This window comes from Chitinophaga sp., from assembly GCF_036569185.1.
Lineage (GTDB): Bacteria > Bacteroidota > Bacteroidia > Chitinophagales > Chitinophagaceae > Chitinophaga.
This window is the reverse complement of record NZ_DATCRD010000099.1, coordinates 1-24,044: the sequence shown is the minus strand read 5'-3', so window position 1 is coordinate 24,044 and position 24,044 is coordinate 1. Positions and strand designations below refer to the sequence as shown.

General features: G+C 48.6%; 16 protein-coding genes. 8 read left to right on the top strand and 8 right to left on the bottom strand.

Annotation, left to right across the window (positions count from 1 at the left end; genetic code table 11):
* The 5 genes from VIM72_RS07475 to VIM72_RS07455 all read left to right on the top strand — a co-directional run.
* Nucleotides 1-995, top strand: a 995-nt coding sequence (locus VIM72_RS07475) for a hypothetical protein (RefSeq protein ID WP_332002212.1), incomplete at its 5' end; no start/stop codon positions are given.
* A 4-nt stretch (nucleotides 996-999) separates the two neighbouring features.
* Nucleotides 1,000-5,490 (top strand): TonB-dependent receptor plug domain-containing protein, encoded by a 4,491-nt coding sequence (locus VIM72_RS07470; RefSeq protein WP_332002211.1) that lies wholly within the window; start codon nucleotides 1,000-1,002, stop codon nucleotides 5,488-5,490.
* A 444-nt stretch (nucleotides 5,491-5,934) separates the two neighbouring features.
* Nucleotides 5,935-6,237: an autorepressor SdpR family transcription factor gene (locus VIM72_RS07465; RefSeq protein ID WP_332002210.1), complete on the top strand. Its 303-nt coding sequence runs from the start codon at nucleotides 5,935-5,937 to the stop codon at nucleotides 6,235-6,237.
* Complete coding sequence (locus VIM72_RS07460) at nucleotides 6,224-7,123, top strand: SdpI family protein (protein ID WP_332002209.1); 900 nt, start codon at nucleotides 6,224-6,226, stop codon at nucleotides 7,121-7,123. Before VIM72_RS07465 ends, VIM72_RS07460 begins: the two co-directional genes overlap by 14 nt.
* Entirely contained in the window at nucleotides 7,120-8,376 is a 1,257-nt protein-coding gene (locus tag VIM72_RS07455) for an alpha/beta fold hydrolase (RefSeq protein WP_332002208.1), read from the top strand. Before VIM72_RS07460 ends, VIM72_RS07455 begins: the two co-directional genes overlap by 4 nt.
* On the opposite strand, the gene VIM72_RS07450 is transcribed toward VIM72_RS07455, so the two are convergent.
* Entirely contained in the window at nucleotides 8,373-9,065 is a 693-nt protein-coding gene (locus VIM72_RS07450) for a molybdopterin-dependent oxidoreductase (protein WP_332002207.1), read from the bottom strand. The two genes, VIM72_RS07455 and VIM72_RS07450, sit on opposite strands and share 4 nt — an antisense overlap.
* 178 nt (nucleotides 9,066-9,243) lie before the next feature.
* Between VIM72_RS07450 and VIM72_RS07445 the strand changes: the two genes are divergently transcribed.
* Nucleotides 9,244-10,272, top strand: a complete 1,029-nt coding sequence (locus VIM72_RS07445; RefSeq protein ID WP_332002206.1) for a sterol desaturase family protein — start codon at nucleotides 9,244-9,246, stop codon at nucleotides 10,270-10,272.
* Here the strand turns inward: VIM72_RS07445 and VIM72_RS07440 are convergent.
* Both VIM72_RS07440 and VIM72_RS07435 read right to left on the bottom strand, forming a co-directional pair.
* The gene (locus VIM72_RS07440; protein WP_332002205.1) at nucleotides 10,260-11,357 is read right to left on the bottom strand and encodes a metallophosphoesterase; all 1,098 of its coding nucleotides are present in this window, start codon (nucleotides 11,355-11,357) and stop codon (nucleotides 10,260-10,262) included. The genes VIM72_RS07445 and VIM72_RS07440 overlap by 13 nt on opposite strands.
* Before the next feature lie 108 nt (nucleotides 11,358-11,465).
* Nucleotides 11,466-11,927 carry a cold shock domain-containing protein gene (locus tag VIM72_RS07435; RefSeq protein WP_332002204.1) on the bottom strand — a complete coding sequence of 154 codons (462 nt, stop codon included), beginning with the start codon at nucleotides 11,925-11,927 and terminating at the stop codon, nucleotides 11,466-11,468.
* A 297-nt stretch (nucleotides 11,928-12,224) separates the two neighbouring features.
* Between VIM72_RS07435 and VIM72_RS07430 the strand changes: the two genes are divergently transcribed.
* Nucleotides 12,225-15,491, top strand: a complete 3,267-nt coding sequence (locus VIM72_RS07430; RefSeq protein ID WP_332002203.1) for a S41 family peptidase — start codon at nucleotides 12,225-12,227, stop codon at nucleotides 15,489-15,491.
* A 59-nt stretch (nucleotides 15,492-15,550) separates the two neighbouring features.
* Here the strand turns inward: VIM72_RS07430 and VIM72_RS07425 are convergent, their stop codons facing one another.
* Nucleotides 15,551-16,528 (bottom strand): DUF6268 family outer membrane beta-barrel protein, encoded by a 978-nt coding sequence (locus VIM72_RS07425; protein WP_332002202.1) that lies wholly within the window; start codon nucleotides 16,526-16,528, stop codon nucleotides 15,551-15,553.
* A 259-nt stretch (nucleotides 16,529-16,787) separates the two neighbouring features.
* Here VIM72_RS07425 and VIM72_RS07420 point away from each other — a divergent pair, with 259 nt between their 5' ends.
* Nucleotides 16,788-18,128 carry a DUF3472 domain-containing protein gene (locus VIM72_RS07420; protein WP_332002201.1) on the top strand — a complete coding sequence of 447 codons (1,341 nt, stop codon included), beginning with the start codon at nucleotides 16,788-16,790 and terminating at the stop codon, nucleotides 18,126-18,128.
* 169 nt (nucleotides 18,129-18,297) lie between these two features.
* Here the strand turns inward: VIM72_RS07420 and VIM72_RS07415 are convergent, their stop codons facing one another.
* The 4 genes from VIM72_RS07415 to VIM72_RS07400 all read right to left on the bottom strand — a co-directional run bounded on the left by VIM72_RS07415 (nucleotide 18,298) and on the right by VIM72_RS07400 (nucleotide 23,953).
* On the bottom strand, nucleotides 18,298-19,518 hold the full coding sequence (locus VIM72_RS07415; RefSeq protein WP_332002200.1) for an alpha/beta hydrolase-fold protein: 1,221 nt from the start codon (nucleotides 19,516-19,518) through the stop codon (nucleotides 18,298-18,300).
* A gap of 112 nt (nucleotides 19,519-19,630) precedes the next feature.
* Complete coding sequence (fabF, locus tag VIM72_RS07410; RefSeq protein WP_332002199.1) at nucleotides 19,631-20,872, bottom strand: beta-ketoacyl-ACP synthase II; 1,242 nt, start codon at nucleotides 20,870-20,872, stop codon at nucleotides 19,631-19,633.
* A 6-nt stretch (nucleotides 20,873-20,878) separates the two neighbouring features.
* Entirely contained in the window at nucleotides 20,879-21,436 is a 558-nt protein-coding gene (locus VIM72_RS07405; protein WP_332002198.1) for a TetR/AcrR family transcriptional regulator, read from the bottom strand.
* A gap of 141 nt (nucleotides 21,437-21,577) precedes the next feature.
* Nucleotides 21,578-23,953, bottom strand: a complete 2,376-nt coding sequence (locus VIM72_RS07400; RefSeq protein WP_332002197.1) for an ABC transporter permease — start codon at nucleotides 23,951-23,953, stop codon at nucleotides 21,578-21,580.
* Nucleotides 23,954-24,044: the final 91 nt, after the last annotated feature.

The window sequence follows — 24,044 nt, the reverse complement described above, 5'->3', positions numbered from 1 at the left end:
TGTTACCCGTACTGCAGGAGGAATGGACAAGCGGCTTACAGCTATACAGGAATTCCCTGTTAAGCTTTACTGCCTCGGTTTTCTGGAGGAATACCCAACAGGACCTCTTCCCGGTGGAGGCCGACGGGCAACTGGTGTTAAAGAACATGGCCAATCACCGCAACGAGGGAATTGACCTGGAGCTGAAACTCTTTGAGGACAATTCCAGGAAGAAGACGGTGGCCGCTTCCCATGCACTTTCCTTTTATGCATACCGGAATAAGGTAACCAGCGTGAACAATCCTTACAATTACACGCCCATAGCCGGCTTCAGTGATGTGCACACGGCGTTGATAGCAGGACAGCCACTCGGAGTGATAGTAGGAAGCGCCTGGCAGCGCGACGCCAACGGCAACCGGGTGATCGGGCCTGATGGGTTTCCCCTGGTAGCGAAGGATCCTGCTATTATCGGGAATCCCATCCCGGATTTTGTAATGAAGCTGCATAATAGCCTGCAATGGAAACGGTTCTCTTTGCAGGCGGACCTCGAGTGGAAACATGGCGGCGACCGGTGGAATGGTACACAGGCAGTATTGGATTACTACGGCCGCTCACAGCAGTCTGCCAATGGGAGGAACATCACCGGGTATATTTTCTCCGGTGTACAAACAGACGGCCGGCCAAACAATATCCCGGTGGATTTTTATAACCCCAAAGACGAGATCAGTAAAAACCGCTGGGTCAGGTACGGGATCAGCGGTGTGGCAGAAGATTATATAGAACGTGCCGACAGGCTCCGGCTGAATACCGTGAAACTCAGCTACCAGCTGTTGTTCCGGCGTATTATCCAGAACCTTACCCTGAGCGCTTATGTCAATAATATCCTGTTATGGTCGCCTTATAAGGGAACGGACCCTGAACAGTTATTGTTTGACCAGGCCAATAGCACAGGATTGGATTTCTTCAATCTTCCCGCTACCAAAACTTATGGTTTTAACGCATCCATTCAATTCTGAGATCATGAAAAAAATTATCAGCTTCCTTTGCATATGCCTGTTCACCGTATTGGCAGGACAGGCCCAAACCTACGATTATACCTCGTTTAAAGAAAAGATCTATCTCCATACCAGCCATGTTTTTTTTCAGCCGGGTGATGAAATGTTTTTTAAACTATACCTGGTAAATGCAAAAAACCAGCAACCTTCTTCCCTGAGCAAAGTAGCGTTTGTAGATATACTGGACCCTTCCGGGAAAGTAATAAAAAAGCTTAATTATAAGATCACAGATGGTTATGCAGAAGGCTCATTTTATTTTGAGCCTTCCATCCCCGGTGGTATTTACAGGCTCAAGGCTTATACTTCCTGGATGCGTAATGAAAACGACAGCACCTTTTATGTAAAAGAGATTACCGTGCAACAGGTAATTCCGCCCCGGGTGCTGATGAAACTGGATTTTCCTAAAAAAGGCTATGGCCCCGGCGACGAAGTGACAGCAGATTATAGTATCAGGAATTTATCCGATCAGCCCATAGCCGGGCATACGGTGAATTATAAAGTGAGTATAGGCGGCGCCGTTATACAAACAGGTACAGCCACTACAGGCAGCAATGGTAAGGCACAGCTGCAGTTCAGGCTGCCGGCAGATCTTAGTACCACGGATGGTTTGCTGAATGTAACCATCGACTATGATGCTTACAAAGAATCCATTTCACGTAGCATCCCTATTGTACTTAATAAAATAGACCTGCAGCTGTTGCCAGAGGGAGGAACCCTGGTAGCAGGGCTTACCAGTAACATCGCTTTCAGGGCGGTAAACGACCACGGCAAACCGGCTGATATAAAAGGAGCAGTGTTGGATCATACAGGGCGCGAGGTAACCACCTTTGAAAGTTATTATGCAGGTATGGGAAAATTTTCCTTCACACCACTGGCTGGTGAAAAATATACCGTGAAAATAATTTCACCGCTGCATATTGCACAGGTATATGATTTCCCTGCATACAGGAACGAAGGGGTGGTAATGAATGTTATAAAGAAAGACGGAAAGACACAGCTGGAACTGTCTGCCACAGCAGATCAGCAGGTAACGGTGACCGGGCAGACAAAAGCAGTGACCTATTATACAAAAGCATTGCACCTGAAGAAAGGCGTGCAAACCATTGACATAGACGAGTCTCTTTTTCCCGCCGGCATTGCGCGGTTTACCTTGTTGCTGCACGACAAAACCCCTGTTGCAGAACGGCTGTTATTCCTGAACAGGAATAAGGTATTGCAGGTGAGCATCACTACCGATAAAAAAGAATACCTGCCCAGGGAGAAAGTGAAAATGACTATCAAAACCACCGATGATAAAGGAACGCCGTTGCCATCCAATTTGTCCGTAGCAGTAATGGACGATAAACTGTGGACCTACGCCGATGATAAGCAGGATCACATTTTATCGTGGTTGCTGATGAGTAGTGAATTACATGGGAAGATAGAAGAGCCGTTATTTTATTTTAAGGAAGACGAGCCCAGGGCAGCGCCTGCACTTGACCTGGTGATGCTTACCCATGGCTACCGTTATTTTGATTATATCCCGGAAGCAAAGAACGGTGAATTGCTGAAGTATATTCCTGATGAAGGCCAGGTGCTGAGCGGCACCGTGCTGAACGCCAAAAAAGAACCTGTGCGGGCTACAGTTTTTCTCATCAATACCAGCGATAACGGGAAGGCGATACAAATGAATACAGATGATGATGGCGCTTTCTTTTTTACCAACCTGGAGCCACTCAGCAGGTATTGCCTTATTGCAAGGCCGGTAAAAGGCCGTGCACCTGTAACTATACGGATAGAACAGAATGGGGTGGAAGGTAACGAGATCAGGGCGCGCAAGTTGCTGGAGAAAGGGGTGGTATTGCATCCCACCGTACAGCCGTTGCCGGTAGTACCGGAGAAAAAGGAAGATGCCAACGCAGTGATGAATATGGTGAAGATTGAAGATGCCAAAGCCTTGGATGAAGTGATAGTGGTGGGCTATGGGGCACAAAAGAAAAAGTCGGTTGCCGGGGCAGTAGTGATGGTCCGGGGAGAGGAGCTGGTAGTCAATAACCTGCAGGGTTTGCTGCAGGGCAGGGTAGCCGGGGTGCAGGTAGTACCCCAGGGAAATCCCGGCGCCCCGGAGGATATAAGGATCAGGGGACATGCATCACTTACGGGAAATAACCAGCCTTTGTTTGTTGTGGATGGCGTGGCAATGGAAGGACTGGATATGCAGCTGAACCCGAATGATATCGCCTCCATTGAGGTGATCAAAGATGCGGGTGCAGTGGCCATTTATGGCGTGCGTGGCGCAAACGGCGTGATTGTTATCCATACCAAAAACAAGCTTCCCGGCAGGATCCGTTTTGATCTTGGCAAACGAGGCTATTATGCTACCATGCCGGTGCCCGCCAATCAAACCACTTTCTCTGTAGCCAGGCGTTTTTATGCACCACATTACGCTACAACGGATACGGATGAACGAACTGATTTCCGTGAAACCATTTACTGGAACCCCGTAGTGCAAACGGATAAGGAAGGCATGGCTACGCTGGAGTTTTACAACTCCGATGCTGCCACTACTTTCAGGGCCGTTGCCGAAGGAATTGGCTGGAATGGCAAGCCTGGCAGGGCAGAAGCTACCTGGGCTACCCGTAATGCCTTGCAGATAGACGCCAAAATACCGCCTTATCTTACTATAGGCGACCAGGCGATGGTGCCGCTGGTACTTAAAAATAACAGTGCTTCCGCCATACAATTGGATATTAGTATAGCCGTTCCCGTTAATATGTCGGCTGGCAGGTTTGAGGATAAGGTGACACTGCAGCCCAACAGCTCCAGGCAGGTGCTTATTCCGCTGGAAGCTATTGCGCCCACCAGTGGCACCGTGAAGTTTACCGTGCATGGAAAAAGCGGAACGGAAACCCTGACCTTACCTATAACGGCGGCGCAGCGCGGCTTTCCTGTTGTACATACTTTTTCAGGTGAAACATCTGCGCAACACACCTTCAATATCAGCGAACCGGTAAAGGGCAGTATACAAACAAAACTGCAGGTGTTCACCTCGCTGGAAGGACAGCTGCTGGATGGTATTGAATCTATGCTGAGAGAGCCATACGGCTGTTTTGAACAAACCTCTTCGAGTACTTATCCGAATATCTTCATCCTGAAATACCTGAAGGAATCGGGTAAATCGAACCGGGAAGTGGAAGCCAAAGCCCTGGAGTATATTGAAGCAGGTTATAAAAAGCTGATTGCTTTTGAAACGGCTATGGGCGGTTTTGAATGGTTTGGGCATACGCCGCCTCATGAGGCGCTTACAGCCTATGGCTTGCTGGAGTTTACCGACATGCAGGCGTTTATTGATGTGGATAAAAATATGCTTGCCCGTACTAAGTCGTTCCTGCTTAGCCGCCGCGATGGTGAAGGCGGATTTAAGTTAGCTGCCGGCGGCTATGATAGGTTCCGGTCTGTGCCCAACAATATTGCCAACCTGTACATTGTATATGCGCTCACGCAAGCCGGTGTAGGTAGCGAGATACAGCGGGAGTATAATGCCGAGGTACAAAAAACGCTGGCCTCCGGGGATGGTTACCAGCTGGGGCTGATGGCGCTGGCAGCAGCCAATATGAAAGATACCACCGGCTTTGCCCGCCTGATGGCTGCGCTGAAGGAAAATTACAGGAAGGAGAACCTGGCGGCTGCTACCTCTGTCGTTAACTCCAGGGATGCTTCCCTCCGCGTAGAGGCGTTATCGTTATATGCCATGGCGCTTGCCCGTGAGCAGCATCCGGACATGGCTGCTATCGCTATAGCCATCTCTAAAATACTTTCTGAAAAGGTATACTACGGTTACGGATCTACGCAGGCGACAGTGCTGGCGTTGAATGCCATTGTAGAATATGTGAAGCTGAAAGGCCGTGCCGAAAGCAGCGGCACTATCAGTTTCCACCTGAATAATGAGCTCCTCGAAGCGGGCCGGTCATTCAGTGATGCAGTGAAAACCGGCTCCAATACTTTTGCCATCCAATACAGCGGCCAGGCCGGTTTGCCTTATAATATGGAGCTGTCTTATTTCACCATGCAGCCGCCGGGCAGCGCTGCAGCAGAGTTACAGCTGCATACTGCTTTAAGCGGCACACGCACCAAAGCAGGTGAAACCGTACGGATGAATATCGATATAAAGAATATCAAATCCACGCTGCAGCCCATGGCCATTGCAAAAATCGGTATTCCTGCCGGACTCTCGCTGCAGCCCTGGCAGCTGAAAGAACTGGCAGAGAAGAAAGAAGTAGCTTATTACGAGATCTTCGATAATTACCTGGTGCTTTACTGGATGGGATTTGCCGCCGGGGAAACCAAGTCTGTCCACCTTGACCTGAAAGCCGATGTACCAGGTAAATACAAAGGAAAAGCCAGCAACTGCTATCTCTACTATACTCCCGAACATAAAAACTGGCAGGAGGGAACCGTTATTGAAATTATGCCTTAGTTCCTATACCTCTCCCTTCCGCCCTGCGCAGCGCCTCTTACAGGGCGCTGCGTTTTTTTGCAGGATCGCCTTCGGCGATGAAAATTGTCTTGGAGCGGGATTAGGCTGATTATACTGATTTGCTTGATTTTTTTTTGATTTTTAAAGGATTTTTGTAAGATCGCCTTTGGCGATGAAAATTGTCCTGGAGCGGGATTACGCTGATTATACTGATTTGCTTGATTTTTACTTTTAAGATTGTTAAAGGATTTTGGGAGATAAAAACGAATAAATAATTCGCCGACGGCAACAAAAGAATCAAAAAAACAAACTCAGGAAAATCAGTATAATCAGCCTAATCCTGAGTCAGACAAAATTCGCCGAAGGCGATCTGCGTTTTTTATTTTGCCCGTTTCCCTGATTGGATTATCTTAGTATTTAGATAGTTGTCTAAATATATTCCTTATGAACAACGTATTCAAAGCGCTCAATGATAAAACCCGCCGGGATATCCTGGAGCTGCTAAAGAAAGAAGATCTGACAGCCGGTCAGATAGCGGAGCATTTTAATTTCTCCAGGCCTACCATATCGCATCACCTGGATCTGCTTAAACAGGCGGAACTGATTACCAGTGTAAAAAAAGGGCAGTTTATATTTTACTCTCTCAATACTACAGTAATGGATGAACTGCTGAAATGGATGCTGCAGTTCACAGCGGAGGCATTACCAGTGATAAAGCCTAAAACTGCCCGTTATGAAAGAAAATAAATGGTTGAAGGAAATCCTGCTGATACTGGCTATGGCGATGCCTTTTTTGGTATACGTCTTACTTCGTGCAGATCTGCCGGCAACAATACCTTCCCATTATAGCATCAGTAGAGAAGGTAAATGGGTGGTAGACAGTTATATGGAACCACTTGGCCTGGTATTGGCGCTTTTTGCAAGTACTGTGTTCACTTACCTGTGTATGAGCATCCCACTAATACCTTTTTTACTGAATGAAAAGAGCCGGAAAGAAGCGGGGCGGATCACACCTTTTTTATACGGCTTCAAAGTAGTGACAGTGGTATTCCTGAGCGGTATACCGGTATATGAAATGCTGGTGGCATCGGGGAAGATACCGGCTGGTAAAGGGGTATTATGGGGATATATTTCAGGGATCATAGTATTGGTGTTATTAAATGTATTCCTGTACCGCCTGTTTTCTTCGCTGTACAAAAGCAGTGAGGAAAAGCCTTTATCACGCAAACCATACGTGATCATCTGGGCAGGCACGCACCTGGTGCTTTCCATCGGGCCTGTTTGCATCATGCTTGCAGGAGGCGGGTTTAACATGGCCAGGCTTACACCGCAGCTGATACTTGTTTTCCTGGCCGTTTGCGGCAATCTTATGTACAATGTGCGGCCCAACTATTTCTTCGGCATCCGTACCCCGTGGACCCTGAAGAACGAAACCGTATGGCGTAAAACCCACCGGGTGGGAGGCGTGGTATTGTTTATGGCAGGCACTTTGGGATTTATGCTTTCCTGGCTGGTAAGCCAGGAGCAGCTGCATTACCTGATGCTGTCGGTGATCCTTGCATCATCGCTTATTACGTGTGGTTATTCCTATTACATCTACAAAAAAATAATTCAGCAAACTCCGGATCTATGAAAAAATATTACCTGTTATCATTCCTGTGTATCCTGTTTTACACCGCTGCCGCGCAGCAAAACGACCAGGTAGCTACACATCTTTTTGAACAGCTGGGCAAGGAAAACTGGGAAGGCGCCAGGGAAAATATGGATGCCAACATGAAAGAAAAAGTAGGCGCGGAAATGCTGAAAGGCATCTGGCAACAGCTGGAGCAATCTTATGGGAAATGGGAAGCGGTCGTCTCCACAAAAGCATTAAAGGAAGGTGCATATGATATAATACTGGCGGATAACAGGTTTGCCAAAGCCATTATTACGTTTCGGGTGATATTCGACAATAACCACAGGATTGCAGGTTTCTTTATTGCGGGCAACAAGCCCAAAGCCACCGCATTATTGCCTTTCGAGGAAAGGGACACCGTGGTTACCGCAGATGGCGGCATCCTGTATGGCGTGCTGGCCAAGCCGGCAGCCAGGCAACCCTGGCCGGTAGTGCTTATCATTGCCGGTTCAGGACCAACTGATCATAACGGCAATAACCCTTTACTGCCGGCGCCCAATGGCAACTCCTACCAGCAGCTGGCGGCTGCACTGGCCGATAATGGCATTGCATCCCTGCGTTACGATAAGCGTGGCATCGGGCAGAGCGCCGGTTTCAAAAAAAGCAGCAGCGCCACTTCCCTGGACGATTATACCGATGATGCTATTGCCTGGATCGATCATTTGCAGAGAAATACCGCACAGTTTAAAAGCGTGTCGGTGATCGGCCATAGTGAAGGCGCTCTGATAGGCCTTATGGCGGCGGGCCGCAGGAATTTCAGCCGCCTGGTTTCTTTATCCGGCCCGGGTGAATGCATGGATAAAGTGTTGCTGGCACAGTTAAAACCTATACTGGCTGATTCGCTGTATGACGCGGCAACAGTTACCCTGAATGAATTACGGCAGGGCAGGGACCCACAGCAGGTGCCTGCAGCGCTCAGCACTATTTTTAATCCCTCGCTGTATACCTTCTGGAAAAGCACTTTTCACTACGATCCCTGTACATTGCTACCCGCTGTAAAGATGCCGTTCCTGGTGATAGGAGGTACCAGCGATACACAAGTGCCACCGGTGCAGGCGGATATACTGCATAACTGCAAACCCGGCTCCCAATTGCTGATGATCACAGGAATGACGCATACATTAAAAGCCGCTGCTGCGCAGGGAGAAACAACCCCGTTGCCGCTGGCAGACAAATTAGTACCGTCGCTGGTGAAGTTTATAAATAATTAACTGTACCGGTCGTTCCTCCAGGGATAAGCAGTATTGGAATAACCTCTTTCTTCCCAGAAGCCTAATCTGTTGGCGGTGAGGAATTCTATACGGTGTATCCATTTCGCGCCTTTCCAGGCGTACAATTCAGGAGTGATCATCCTTACGGGGCCGCCATGTTCTTTGGGCAAAGGCGCGCCTTCAAATGTATGTACCAGCAGTACATCGGGCTTCAGCGCCTCTTCCAGCGATACGTTGGTGGTATAGTCGTCATAACCGTAACAGAGTATATGCGTGGCCGTGTCCTTTGGCTGTACCAGCGCCGCAAGATCCAGCAACCTTACGCCCACCCAGTTCATATTGAGTTTGGACCAGGTGGTTACACAATGAAAATCGGAGGTGTCTGCTGTTTGTGGCAGTGCAAGAAAATCGGCCCAGTTGAGGGTAACCGGGTGCTCCACGGCGCCGTCCAGGATCAATTGCCATTCGTCCTTTTCAATTTCGGGCTGTATTCCAAGATCCAGTACCGGCCATTTATGCGTGATGGTTTGCCCTATTGGCAGCACCGGCATGCCATGCCGGTTGGGATTACCGCTGCCCTGGGGCTTATTGTCCGCCACGGATGGGGTTTGCCGCATCTTCTCCTCAAAGCGGGATTTGAGCTTCATTCTCGCTTCAACAATGCGCTGTAGTTTATCCGCCTCTTCCATAAAATAGTTTTAGGTGTTCCGGCTATAAATATACAGATTTAGGCCATCAGGCAGCGATTCCGGTGATGGACTAGCTACCGGCCTCTCCCTTACCCGAAAAAAAAAGCCGGTGTTTTGTATACTTTGTTCATACAAAGTTGTATTTTGTACCTACAAAGTGAACTAAATAAAGCGCGTTATGGTTGTTATTGAAACAATATTCAGGGAAATCATAGGATTCCTTGGCATCACACAACTGATAGAAATATGTAAAACGGGGAATTATAAGGTACTGCTTACCCTGAACGGGATCTTCTCCGTGATCTCGCCACTGATACCATTTCTCCTGTTACTGGAAATAGGACGGGCCGTTTTTTACAAGCGGTTTAAGATCGAAGACTATAAAATGCCTTTCTTCATCTTTGTGGCTAACCGGTTTATCTCCCGGTTTATTTCTATCGCTGCGGTAGCTTTCTGTATAGGGTTACTGGAGAAGTATGCATTATTCAATACATCCCTTAAATGGTACTGGTTTATTTACGGGTATGTGATCTGGGAATTCTCTCACTTTATTTATCACTATTACGGGCATAAAGTACGTTTGTTCTGGTGCCTGCATTCTACCCATCATGCGCCGCAAACCATGAACCTTTCGGTCACCTACGCGCATTTTTTCCTGGAAGCGCCGTATGCTGATGTGATCCGTACCAGTATCTGTATCCTGATGGGCGTGAATCCCCCGCTGCTTTTCATCATCATGTTCATCGACGGTACCTGGGGAGCGTTTATTCATGTAGGTGAGAACCTTATCAAAGACGGGCGGCTTGGCTTCCTGAACAGGATCATTCTCACGCCATCGCATCACCGGGTGCATCATGCAAAAAATCCCCTGTACATGGATACCAATTTCTGCAACCTGCTTAATATCTGGGATAAGGTGTTTGGCACCTTCCAGCATGAAAAGCATGATATGCAGATCGAGTATGGCATTTCCCGGGAAATGAACCCCAACAATTTCCTGGATGTTTACTTCGGTGAATTATACGGTTTATGGAAAGATGTACGGAAGGCGCCGGGTATAAAAAACAAGCTGTTATATATTGTAATGCCGCCGGGGTGGAGTCATACCGGCGATCATAAAACGGCGAAGGTAGTAAAGCAGGCTTTCCTGGAGCAGGCGCAGCGTACGCCGGTGCGGCAGTCCTTAGCCGCTGATCAGGCCATCTGATCAAATAAATAGTACAAGGGGGATTCTTCAAGTACCACGCGGGAATTCCCCTGTGCGTCTTTCTTCCATTTCACCAGTCGTATAGCGCCGTCGGCGATTTCCAGCCCGGTAATGTCCCCGTCGCTGAAGCAGCAGCAGCCGGTGTTGAAATAGGAGGGATGTACCATTGTTTTCACCAGTTGTTTACCGGCATATTCTGCCTGTCGCGCTGCTAATGCTTTTTGTAAGATGTTTACCTGTTCAGCATCTCCCTGGGCGCGGGCTTTGTCCAGTTGCTTCGTAAGCTTGTCGATATGATCCAGTGAAGCAAACACGGGTTTGTGGGTATGCCCTGAAATCAGGAATGTTTTTTTATACTGGATGCTCCATTCGTACATCATAATATTGTGACGGTCGGCCAGGTCGAAGGAGTCGGAGAGCGTATCCATGCGGATATCAAAGAACCGCTGCAGGGGCGTCCATATGGCGGCTACAAACCATTTGCTGAAAGCGTTGCCATCACTGCGAAGGTCGCCCTGGTGGCCATGAGTGAGGTAAATGCGGTAGTCCTGGTCCTGGTACCGGGTTTGAAGGATGAGGCCCTCATATACTTTCAGTTTTTTTCCGAAAATGTCTTTCAGGAATTGTTGTCGCGGTACTGCGTAATGCCATTCCAGGTCGTGGTTGCCGAACACGCGGAAGTAGCGTTGCTGCTGCAGGAAACGGGCTTCTTCCAGCAGGGTGTTGCGGTATTCGCGGATCACAGTAGCCGGTGGGCATTCCCACAGTTCTTCACAATCGCCCAGGTTAATAAACGTATAGCCTTTATCGTAGTAATAACGAAGCGCCGCTACATAGTTGTCTTCAGCGGCCATGAAATCATCCGCCCCGTCTTTACCGCCTTTATGCTGGTCTGAGAAAATAATGAAACGGCTATGTTCGTAATCGAAGGGCAGTATCAGTCCTTTTTGCCGGTTGCCTTTCAGGATTTCCTCCTGGAGCTGCGATAGGGAAGCGAATACCTGTAATTTGTCAGGCTGTGAAGAAAACCTGTTGGAAAGCCAGATAATAGGGCGCTGGAAGAGTTTTTTCAGTGGGTGTGGCACGCTGTAATTTTTTAGGAAGGTGGCTCAGCACCAACCACGCACAAAAATGAGCGATTACCGGTAACCGCTCAGATTTTTTTATTTCAATAAAGCCAGACCATTTACAGTTTAGCTTTTTACTTCTTTTTTTACATTAACAGCACTTGGACCTTTCTGTCCTTTCTCCACCTCAAACGTTACCTTATCTCTTTCTTTGATTGGCTCCGTCAGCTGGTTAATGTGCACAAACACGCTATCCTGCGTTTGCTGATCGATAATGAAACCATAACCTTTGGATTCATTGAAGAACTTTACCACACCCCTGCGGATCAGCTCTGCCGGCTCTTCGGGCAATTGCCTGCCTGGCCCCAGCTGTATGTCTTCCGCATTGATCTCTTTTTTCTTACTCGGATCGGGAGGAGTAGAGGAGATGTTACCATCTTCATCTATGTAAGCCATCATATCTTCCAGGCTCTTGCCTTTTGCATTTTCTTTCTTTCGTTCTTCCTTTCTTTCCTGTTTATCCTGCCGCTGTTTTGCTTTTTTCTTTTCTTTTTCTTTTTTACCAACTGTTTCCTGGGATCTAGCCATATTTCTGTATTAATTTGATACGAAACAAAGATCGGCTTTTTTTATGTAAAAGGCCCGGAATATAAAGCAGCACAGCCTTTATGCACGGGCATTTTCGCCGGGGACTCCCCATAGCGGCTATTCTACATTTTTATGCACACCGGGAAATTAACCTTATACGTGTATAGATGACCGTGCATTTTTTTGTGATCAGAGGTAATTATGAAATCGCGGGATTTCCATAGATTAGCAAATACCTTTTTAACCACAACAAAAATAAACCGCCCCGTGTGGCAGCATCTAAAATTCAAAACGCTTATGATGAAGAAATCCGCCCTGTTTTTTCTTGCTGCTATGGCAGGAAAACAGGCTATGGCACAGGTTGATGCCGGCCTGTTCCGCTATCCCGACGTATCCCGGTCGCAGATCGCATTTTCCTATGCCAACGATATCTGGATTGTCCCAAAAACCGGTGGCACCGCCATAAAACTGGTTTCTCCACCGGGAGTGGAGTCCTTTCCCAAATTCTCGCCGGATGGCAGTAAACTGGCCTTCAGCGCCAATTACGACGGCAATACAGACGTGTATGTGTTACCGGTAGCCGGTGGCGTGCCGCTGCGGCTTACGGAATACGGTGGCACCGATCGTGTGGTGGACTGGACGCCCGACGGCAAACAGGTACTTTTTGCTTCGGGGAGGGAAAGCACCAAAGAACGTTTCAACCAGTTCTATACTATTCCCGAAACCGGTGGCGCTGCTACTAAACTGCCACTGGCCTATGCTGAATTCGGATCATGGTCGCCCGACGCTTCCAAAATGGCCCTGGTGACACGCTCACAGAGCTTCCGTAACTGGAAAAGATACCGTGGCGGTATGAAAGCAGAGATCCATGTGTTTGATTTTGCGAAACAACTGTCGGAGAACATCTCCGCTAAAAGCGAAGCCGGCGATGAATTCCCTATGTGGTACAATAACTTCATTTACTTCCTGTCCGACCGCGGCGCTGAAAAAAGGATGAACCTCTGGCGCTATGATGTAAATACCAAAGCATACGAACAGATCACCAGCTACAAAGATTACGACGTTCACTTCCCTTCCATGGGCCCGGACGAGATTGTATACGAAGCCAATGGTAAATTGTTCCTGTTATCGCTGGGCACACAGCAATCCACTGAAGTGAAGATTAATATCACCACCGACCTGGCCGCGCTCAAACCACGCACCCAGCGCACCGTGAAGTACATACAATCCACCGCCGTAAGCCCCGATGGCCAGCGCGCGCTCATCAGCGCCCGCGGCGATGTATTCTCCGTACCTGCTGTAAAAGGTTATGTGAAAGACCTTACGCGCACCAGTGGCATCGCAGAGCGTTATCCTGTATGGTCGCCGGATGGTAAAACCATTGCCTGGTGGAGCGATAAATCAGGGGAATATGAGCTTTGGCTGGCTACCGCAGGTAAGGAAGACCAGGCAAAACAACTCACTCATTACGGCCCCGGGTTCCGCTACCGTCCGCACTGGTCGCCCAACAGCAAACAAATAGCGTTCATCGACCAGGAGCTGAAAATATGGGTGCTGGATATCGCCACCGGTAAAACCACCGCGGTAGACAAAGCCCTGCATTACTCACCCGATGTACTGGAAGGCTTCCGTTTCAGCTGGACGCCCGACAGCAGGTGGCTTACCTATAGCCGGGATATGGAAAACGGCCATGAAGCCGTATTCCTTTTCGATACGAAGAATAACCAGCGTCACCAGGTAACCAGCGGATTTTATGATGTAAGCCGCCCGGTATTTGATGAAGCGGGAAAGTACCTGTATGTGCTTACCAACCAATCGTTCAAACCCAGCTACAGCAGTATCGACAATACCTTTATTTATGCAAACAGCACCGTGATAGGAGTGATAGGCCTCCAAAAGGAAACACCCTCCCTGTTGGCTACCCGCAACGATGCGGTGAATGTAAAGGAAGACAAGAAGGAGCCGGAACAACCTGCCGCTAAAAAAGGAAAAGGTAAGAAGGAAAAACCTGCGGAAGAGAAAAGAGAAACTACTGCCAGCATCGACCTGGACAACATGGAAGCCAGGATGGTATTGCTCCCGGTGCCAGGCGGCAATTACTCCCGCCTCGGCGCAGTGAAAGGCAAGATCCTGTTCGTGAGCAGCACACCGCCGGCGGATGAGGAAAGCAGTGGGGAAGCCACGCTGCAGTATTATGATATTGCTACCCGGCAGGTAAAAACCATTATCAAAGAGCCCGGCCAGTACGAACTTTCCGCCGATGGTAATAAGATCCTGGTGAACAACGGTCCCTACGGCATTATTGATGTAGCCGAAAACCAGAAGATCGACACCGCTATGCGCGTGGAGGAAATGGAAATGACGGTAAACCCCGCGGAAGAATGGAAACAGCTGTTTATGGACACCTGGCGCATGGAACGCGATTTCTTCTATGATCCGCATATGCATGGTGTAAACTGGAATAATGTAAAAGATAAATACCTGCATCTGCTGGAAGGCGCCCGCACCCGAGAGGAAGTGAGCTTTGTGATCAATGAGCTGTTGGGCGAAATGAATGCCTCGCATACTTATAACTTCGGCGGAGATGTAGAAGACGATAAACATGAAAACGTAGGGTATCTTGGGGTCGACTGGCAGGCGGACGGTAAATACTATAAGATCAAACGCATTATCCGCGGCGCGCCCTGGAATGCGGAAGCCCGCAACCCGCTGGACGAGCCTGGCGTTAACATCCATGAAGGGGATTATATCCTGGCGGTAAATGGCGAACCGCTTACCACCACGCAGGAACCTTATGCAGTATTCCAGTCGCTCGCCGGGAAAGTAGTAGAGCTTACCTGGAACAACCGTCCTTCCACAGAAGGGGCTAAAACCGCCATTGTAAAAACGATCGGCAGCGAATACCGCCTTCGCCACCTGGCCTGGATAGAGAGTAACCGCAAGCGTGTGGCCGATGCCACCAATAACCAGGTGGGATACATTTTTGTGCCAAGTACGGGTATCGACGGGCAGGATGAACTGATCCGCCAGTTCAACGGGCAGTGGGACAAAGCCGCTCTTGTTATTGATGAACGCTTCAATAACGGCGGCCAGATCCCTGATCGCTTTATTGAAATGCTGAACCGCAAGCCCCTGGCTTACTGGGCCACGCGTAACGGCACGCCTGCCCAATGGCCTTCCTATGCCAATTTCGGCCCGAAGGTGATGCTCATCAACGGCTGGAGCGGCTCCGGCGGCGATGCGTTCCCGGATTATTTCCGCAAAGCAGGACTGGGCCCCATCATAGGAACCCGTACCTGGGGCGGTCTTATTGGCATCAGCAATACGCCCGCACTGATCGATGGGGGCGTGATCACTGTACCATCGTTCCGTATGTTCAACAACGATGGCACCTGGTTCCGTGAAGGCCACGGCGTTGATCCGGATATTGCCATAGATGAAAATCTGGGCGATATGGCCAAAGGCATAGATCCGCAGCTGGAACGGGCGATCACCGAAATAAAGAACCTGTTGCAGACAAAGCCGTATAAGGCGCCTGCACAGCCTCCATATGAAGTGAGATAATATTTTTTACCGGTCACTGTATGCACAAACAGTGACCGGTTCTTTTAAAAATGCGACTGTTATTTACGCGGCTGGAAATTCCACCGCAGCCCGCCGCTGAAGAAATAATTGGTAGCCAGCCTATGCAACGGTTTATCGGAAAACATCTCTGATAAACTTTTCTCCCGGAAGGCAACGCCACTGTAAAGGATACTGCCTCCCGATGCTACAAAGTCAATATGCCTGCTCAGATGCCAGGTATTTTCAAGCCCTACGCTCAGTTCTGAGTAACCCATCAGCCGCTTTTTATCCGGCGCATTTTCCACATCGTAAGAGGAGCCACGCATACGGAAGGCCAATGCCAGGTCGGTTTGTTTATTCATCCGGTGGGATACGCTGATCTTTTCAGGGAAGTTTATGTCTATCCTGAATTTACTTTCGGTTTGCCATTTAACAAGGAGCGCTGGCAATAGCATAGGCGTACCAAAAGTATTGGTGAACATAGCGCCTATACCGTAGGAAAAATGGCGGTTATGCTGCTTTACAAACAATACGCCCCCGTTAATGAAAACGTCTTTGCTATTGATCTTTTCCATATCGGTGAAAAGCCCCACAGATAGCACGCTTACCATGCCCCAACGGTTGCCGATGCTCCGGAAATGTTGCAGCGCCAGTTGTGTGCCCAGCAGTTCTTCCGGGAAAATGCGGTTATCATAGTCTTTGTGCTGCATTTTGGTGTAACTGCCCGAAACCTCCAGCGTCCAGTTGCGGACTTTCCCCGTAGCGGTATCCACATGGCTGCCCAGCGAAAATATGGCGCCGAAATTATAGCGTTGCTGCGAGGTGGTGGACCTGGTTTTTACGCTGTCTTCCGGCCGGATATAACGGGAAGGAGGCAGGTAATCCACGCTGATCCCTATGCCGGGGCCATCGAGGGAAGTGGCGCCCAGCTGGGCCCATAGCCTTTGCACAGGTGTGAGCGCGAAAAAGATAATTAACAAAGCGACGTATCTTATTTTTAGTTGCATGGGTTGCCGGTGTATATGTTGCTGGTTCATAAAAATGCTGATTTTTTAATCTTTAGAGGAAGACACCATGTACACTGATTACCCCTACGCATTCCGTATTATTTTTTTGGGGAGATAAATAACACAATCGGCCTGTGCTGAAAAATACGGACGTCATTACAATGTCATAATTGGCAGGAGCGATTATTATATAATTGCCAGGGTAACTAAATTCAGGTATTACCACGTAGACGAGCATACGAAAAAACAGAGAGCCCTTGTTTCTTTTTTAACCAAATATAACAGTGCAATGAAACCAAAATTATCGCTTGCATTCGCATTCGGATGCTTACTCCTGTCGTCCTGTTCCAGGAATTATTCTCTATCTGCTGTAACCCCGAAAGACAGCCTGTTGCCTGCCACCGTTAAAGGTTCCGGCATTACGGATATTGCCGTAGCACTGGGGAGCAATGCCTGGCTTACACAAAGCAGCGCCGGCGCTGCAGAAGTAGTGGTGGACTATGGCCTGGCCAACTGGACCAGCAGCAACTCCGTTTTCAGCGCTTATTTCCGTACCAGTGCAACGGGCACACTGCACCTGGCCCTGCGGGGAAAGGTGCCGGCCGGCAACAGCCAGCTGAAGATCACCGCGGCGGGTCAGTCAAAAACCATTACTGCATCCGGTAACAGTTATCACACCATTGATGTAGGTGATTTCAACCTAACGGATACCGGCTATGTGAAAGTAGACTTCCAGGGCGTATCCAAAACCGGAGGCTACTATGCGGACCTGTCGGACCTGTACATCAGTGGCGCCGCTACCAGTGGCCGGCTCAATTACATTCAGACGGATGTATACTGGGGCAGGAGAGGCCCTTCTGTACACCTGGGATACACGCCGCCGGCAGGTAAAAATGTGGAGTGGTTCTATAATGAAGTAACGGTGCCTGCCGGCCAGGACCCGGTAGGATCTTATTTTATGTCTAACGGCTTCAGCCAGGGATATTTCGGCATACAGGTAAACAGTACCACCGAAAGAAGGGTGTTGTTTTCTGTTTGGAGTCCTGCCAATACAGATGATCCCAACAGCATCCCGGATTCATTGAAGATAGAGCTGCTGCGTAAAGGACCTGGCGTACAAACGGGCTCCTTTGGCAATGAGGGAGCAGGTGGACAAAGCTACCTCGTATATAACTGGCAGGCTGGCACTACCTATCGTTTTTTAACGCATGCTGTGCCGGTGGCGAACAACAAAACAGAATTCACTTCCTGGTTCTATGCTCCTGAAACCGGCTCCTGGCAACTGATAGCCAGCTTCCGTCGCCCGCAAACCAATACCTGGTTAACCGGGTTATATTCTTTCCTGGAAAATTTCTCTACTGAAACTGGTTATATAGGAAGGAAAGCACAGTACGGTAATCAATGGGTAAGAGATACCAATGGTACCTGGTACGAACTGACAAACGCGCAATTCACCGGAGATGCTACCGCTGCATCACAGTCGCGTATGGACTTTGCCGGCGGTGTGGAATCCACCAGGTTTTACCTGCGCAATTGCGGCTTCTTTTCCAACTTCGTGAAGATCAATACGCCGCTTACCCGTACTGCATCGGGCGCCGCGCCGGTGATCAATTTCAATACGCTGCCTTAAAAGTTGCGGATTTTGTCTTGGAACACTGATTTAGATGATTACGCTGATTACACTGATACTTTTTTTAATTTTTGATAATGGGCAGTAAATAGCTATTGTCAAAATTTTTAAAATAACATCAGTGTAATCAGCGTAATCATCTAAATCAGTGTTCCAAGACAAAATCCGCTCAATGCGTCGCGGTGTTGATCTTATCTACTTTATCTTTTATTTCCTGTTTGAACCGGATGCCCAGTGCTTTTTTCCAGTAGATTTTGGCCTGGGAGGTATCTTTTTTTTCCAGGTAATAGTCGCCCATGCTATCATAGGTATTAAAGCTTTCGGGGTAATAGCGGATGTTCAGCTGGAAGAACATTTTAGCCTTATCGAAATTTTTCTGTTGCAGGTTGTAATACCCGAATTCATTCAATGTAGCTTCGTAGGGGCGTACCCGGTAGCCCATGTCTTCCGACAGGGTTTGAAAGTGTGCGGTGATAAGCGCCTCCAGAGAATCTGCAGGGCAGGTATTATCTGTATAGAGATAAGTAGGGAAGCGGTGATGCGGGAAAAGGAATCTCAGGCCATCATATTCTCCCACAAATGGGATGGAGTTATGATCATCATCTTCATAATATTTATAACTCCATCTCAGCTGGTTGCCGGGAAATTTTCTCAGCAGGTCGGTGAAAGTAAGAATAGCGCCGGTATGTACAGATCCCATTGAGTTGTCTTTCCGCAATTGTATGGTATCCAGTCCGGGCTTCATGGTATGGGCCACAGCCAGGTAGAGATTTTTGTTTTTGAAAGATGACTGTAGCTGCGCGGCAGCCTGGGACAATACCTGTTTATTGTTCCACGAGAGACTTGGATCAATGGCAATGTAACCGCTGAACAGGCCGGGGTGATGCAGCAGGGTGTTCACTACCATCAGCCCGCCGAGGGAATGTCCTATCAGCAGGCGATAGGGAGCAGTGGCATATTTTTTATCGATGTAGGGAATGAGCTCTTTACCAAGAAAACCGGTGAAGGCTTCCCCACCGCCGGAACCGGGATAGAGGGAGTCACGCGTGGGCGTAAGGTCGCGCATCCGGTTGCCGCGGGTATTGGGAATACCCACAATGATCATCCGCGGCAACGCTGTGTTACCATTGATAGTGCTTAACTGCAGGATCATGGATTGCAGGGATGCAAAGTGAAAATCTCCATCCAACACATACACCACCGGGTAAGCAGGTTTGGTAAAGTAGGTGGTATCGGCTGGCGGTGTATACACCCATAGTGGCCTGTTTTCCCCGAGGATATTGGAATATACGCTGTCGGTTTGTCCAAAGGGCGCCAGGCTTGGTTGCATCTGGGCCATTAAACCTATATAGGCAAATAGCAGGAGAAAGGCAGCGAATAGTTTTTTCATACAGGGTTGTAATTTCCGGCAAATTAGCATTATCCCCGCATATATTCCGGGCGTTGTGATGCGGGGGAGGATTCATGTGACGGAAAGGTTGTTTGGCGGGACAAAATCCCCACTACACTTTTTTGAACACCACTATTCCGTTATGTCCGCCGAAGCCGAAAGTATTGCTCATGGCTACATTCACGGTTTTTTCCAGGGCGGCGCCCAGTACTATCTGCAACGAAGAGGGAATGGCCGGATCCAGTTCCTGCGTATTGATGGTAGGAGGGATAATGCCTTTCTGAATGCTCATCACACTGGCGATGGCTTCTATAGCCCCGGCTGCGCCAAGGAGGTGGCCTGTCATGGACTTCGTGGCGCTGATATGCAGGTGTGATGGTGCGGCGCCAAACAGCTTTCCGATGGCAGCTATTTCACTCAGGTCGCCCACAGGAGTGGAGGTAGCGTGCGCATTCAGGTAGTCTACTGCTTCTTTGTTCAGGCCCGCGTCTTCCAGTGCCAGCTGCATCGCCCGCAGGGCGCCCAGTCCCTCCGGATGAGTAGCCGTCATATGATACGCATCGGCAGTCATGGCAGCACCGGCTACTTCTGCATAAATATAAGCGCCCCTGGCTTTGGCGTGCTCATACTCTTCCAGGATCAGTGCGCCGGCGCCTTCTCCCATCACGAAACCATCACGGTGCACATCAAAAGGACGGGATGCTGCGGTGGGATCATCATTGCGCACCGACATGGCTTTCATGGCGCAGAAACCGCCTACGGAGGCCGGGGTTATGGGCGCTTCAGAGCCGCCGGTAACCACTACTTTGGCCTTACCCAAACGGATATACGTTAATGCATCCATGATAGCGGTGTTAGAAGTAGCGCAGGCCGATACGGTGGTATAATTGATACCCATCAGGCCATATTTGATGGAGATCATCCCCGATGCCATATTGGTGATGAGCTTGGGAACAAAATAAGGGCTGAAACGGGGATTAAAATCGCCGGAAACGTATTCGGTAACCTGTTCCTCAAACGTCTGCATGCCGCCCTGGCCCGAGCCCCAGATCACGCCGGTATCAAAAGGATCCATTTTGCTGAAGTCGAGCCCTGCATCCTTTACCGCCTGGTCGGCCGCTACCAGTGCATATTGGGTAAACGGATCTGTTTTACGGATCTCTCCCTTGTCCAGCGATGTGGAAGGATCAAAGCCTTTCAGTTCATGTGCAAACTGTGTGCGGAACCGGCTGGCATCAAAGTGGCTGATGGTAGCAGCCCCGCTTTTACCATTAACAAGACCATTCCAGAAATCGGTAACATTGTTACCAATGGGAGATACCGTACCCATTCCTGTTATAACAACTCTTTTCATAGCTGGTTATTTATGACACAGGTCGTCCATCAGTTGTTCCGCAATAAGGCGGAAAGCGGATGGACCCATCACCCTCGATAAAAGAAGGGAAGCCTGCAAATTGGATATAATGATCAGCGCCCGCGCATTGGCGGCGCCTTTAAAATGAATAAGTTTCTTTTTCCTGCCCTGCTCCAGGCATTGGGTAAGCCAGTTCACAATACCTGCGGCCATTTCCTGTACTTTGGCCTGCATGGCAGGTTCCAGCGTATCAAAGTCGGGCGCAAGAGATCCCATTAAACAGATATTGCCTTCCCTGCTGTGGCGGCGGAACACATCCGTGAGCTTTTTCAGCTGTTCATTTTCCGGCAGGTTTTTCCACCGATTGGTTTGCGTATGAAACTTTATCATCTCCTGGTCCACTACTTCCACGCCGAGATCGGCCTTTGCCGGGAAATGATAATGTATGGCTGCATTTTTTATTTCCAGCGGAGCTGAAATATCCTTATAACTAAAAGCGTTGAATCCTTTGGTCCTCACCAGTTGGTCGGCCAACGCCACTATTTTATCTTTTGTTTCAGACATAAACTGCCGTTTGCGGCACAAATATACTTACTTAGTAGTAAGTAAACAAATAAGTGGTTCTTTGTATTGCGGTATATGAAAGGGCTGACACCTGTTTTTTAACAGGTACCAGCCCTTTGCTGTGCAGCTATTTAAGGTATGTTATTCTGCTTTCAGGCTGTTTACAGGATTCATCAATGCTGCTTTAATGCTCTGGAAGCTGATGGTAAGCAGTGCGATCAGCATGGCGGCCACACCTGCCAGCAGGAACACCCAGTAATGGATGGATACGCGGTAGGGAAATTTCTGTAACCACTGATCCATAGTATACCAGGCCACAGGAAACGCAATAAGGGATGCAATACCCACCAGTTTGAGGAAGTCGGCGGAAAGCAGCCGGGTAATGCCGGATACGCTGGCGCCCAGCACCTTGCGGATCCCTATTTCTTTGGTTCTTCTTTCTGCGGTGTAAGCAGCCAGTCCGAATAATCCCAGGCAACTGATCATTATAGCCAGCGTAGCGAATAAGCGCGATAGCTGCTGCATGAGCGTTTCGTTGGTGAACATAGCGTTAAACTGGTCGTCTACAAACTGGTAGGTAAAAGGATAGGCAGGATTCATCTGCTGCATCACGCGGCTAATTTCATGAAGCGCGGTTTCCTTATCAGCATCATCATTCATACGCACATACATGAGGCTGGCGTTGTTGGAACGGCAATAAAAGACCACGGGATCGGGTGTGCCATACATATTGCCATATACATAATTTTTTACCACGCCGGCTACGCGGGAGTGAAGAGAGGAATCTTCGGTGATAGGGGTAATAATAGTTTTACCTACAGCGCTTCCCTTGCCCATCAGCTGTTCCAGCGATTCTGTTACCAGTACATCCATGCCATTGGCAGCGGCCACGGGTTTAAAATCATTACCGGCCACAATCTTCATACCGGTAGTTCGAATGAATTCAGGGCTTATCTCCCGCTGTGAAATAAGGATATTCTCAGTAGCAGGTTTCCCCTCCCAGCTAATATCAGACGTATTGTTGCCACCATACAAAGTAAACATATCCGCCAATGCAACATTTTGTACTACACCGGTGGTCAGCAGCGCTGCTTTGATAGCATCAAAATTCTGCTTCATGGTACCTTGTACCTGCATGGAAATGAGATTATCTTTATTAAGGCCCAGATTTCGCTTTTTCACATGCTGGATCTGCTGGTAAATGATCGCCGTGCAAATGATTAGTATAATAGAAATGCTGAACTGCGCAATCACCAGCCCTTTGCGGATAAAGGCCGCACTGCCGGTCTTCGCTTTAATACCTTTCAATACAAAAACAGGGTTAAAAGAAGATAAGTACAGTGATGGGTAACTGCCTGCCAGCACGCCGCATACCACCGTGATCCCCAGCAGCCAGATAAGATGCATCGGCTGATCCAGCCCTATGCTGAGATGTTTATCTACCAATGCATTAAATCCCGGTAACACAAGGAACAACAGCAATACGGCTAATGCCGCTGCCAACACGGACATAAACAACGCTTCACTGATAAACTGGATGATCAGTTTATTTTTTCCCGCACCCATTACTTTGCGGACACCCACTTCTTTCGCACGCTTTTCACTGCGGGCGGTGGCCAGGTTCATGAAATTGATACAGGCAATGAACAATATGATCCAGGCGATGAGGGAAAACAGGCGGACATACTCTATGCGGCCGCCGCTTTGTTTCCCGTTGGTGAACTGGTCGTGCAGCCGCCAATCGTTCATATTGAACAGGAAAGCGTGGTTAATGGCGCCGGGACTATGCGCTTCAATGAAGTGCTGCAGTTTACTGTTGATACCGGCTACATTTATATGAGGCGCCAGTTCTACATAAGTGTCAACCGAATTGGCGCCCCAGTTTTTCAGGTACGCATTCTGGTTGAAATAGATCTCAAAAGGAGCGACCCACTCAAATTTTATACTGGAGTTTTCCGGGATATCTTTTATTACTCCTGATATCACATATGGTTGCGCATTATCAATCGTAATGGTTTTGCCTATGAGATTCCTGGTATCGCCAAAAAATTTCCTGGCTGTTTTTTCCGTGATAACAATCGAATATAATTGTGGGAAAGGATTAGCGGCATTGCCTTCTATAAATGGAAACGTGAAAATGTTAAACAGGCTGGCATCCACATACATGCCGGAGGCATACATTTTTTTGTCGCCAAACGTGAACAATACATTGTTCCCGCCTTCTGAGGCGCGGCAGGTTCGCATAATCCCTGGAATCTCCGTTTTCATGGCCTCCGCCATTGGCGCAGGTGTGGAGGTAAAGGTGCGGATATCGCCACCGTAATTCCAGTTCTCCCATACCTGATAAATGCGGTCCTTTTTTATATGGGAATTGTCGTAGGTCACCTCATCTTCTACCCACAAAAAAATTACACCCGCACAGGCCAACCCGATAGCCAGCCCGAAAATATTCAGGAAATTGTAGGTTTTGTTTTTCCAGAGATGTCTGAAGGTGATCTTTATGTAGTTCTTTAGCATCATAAGAGTTACACAATTATGAGTAGTGCAATTTATCCGGACTAAGATAATGCCACGGCCTTACAGGTTGATAATGAATTGTTTGTATGAA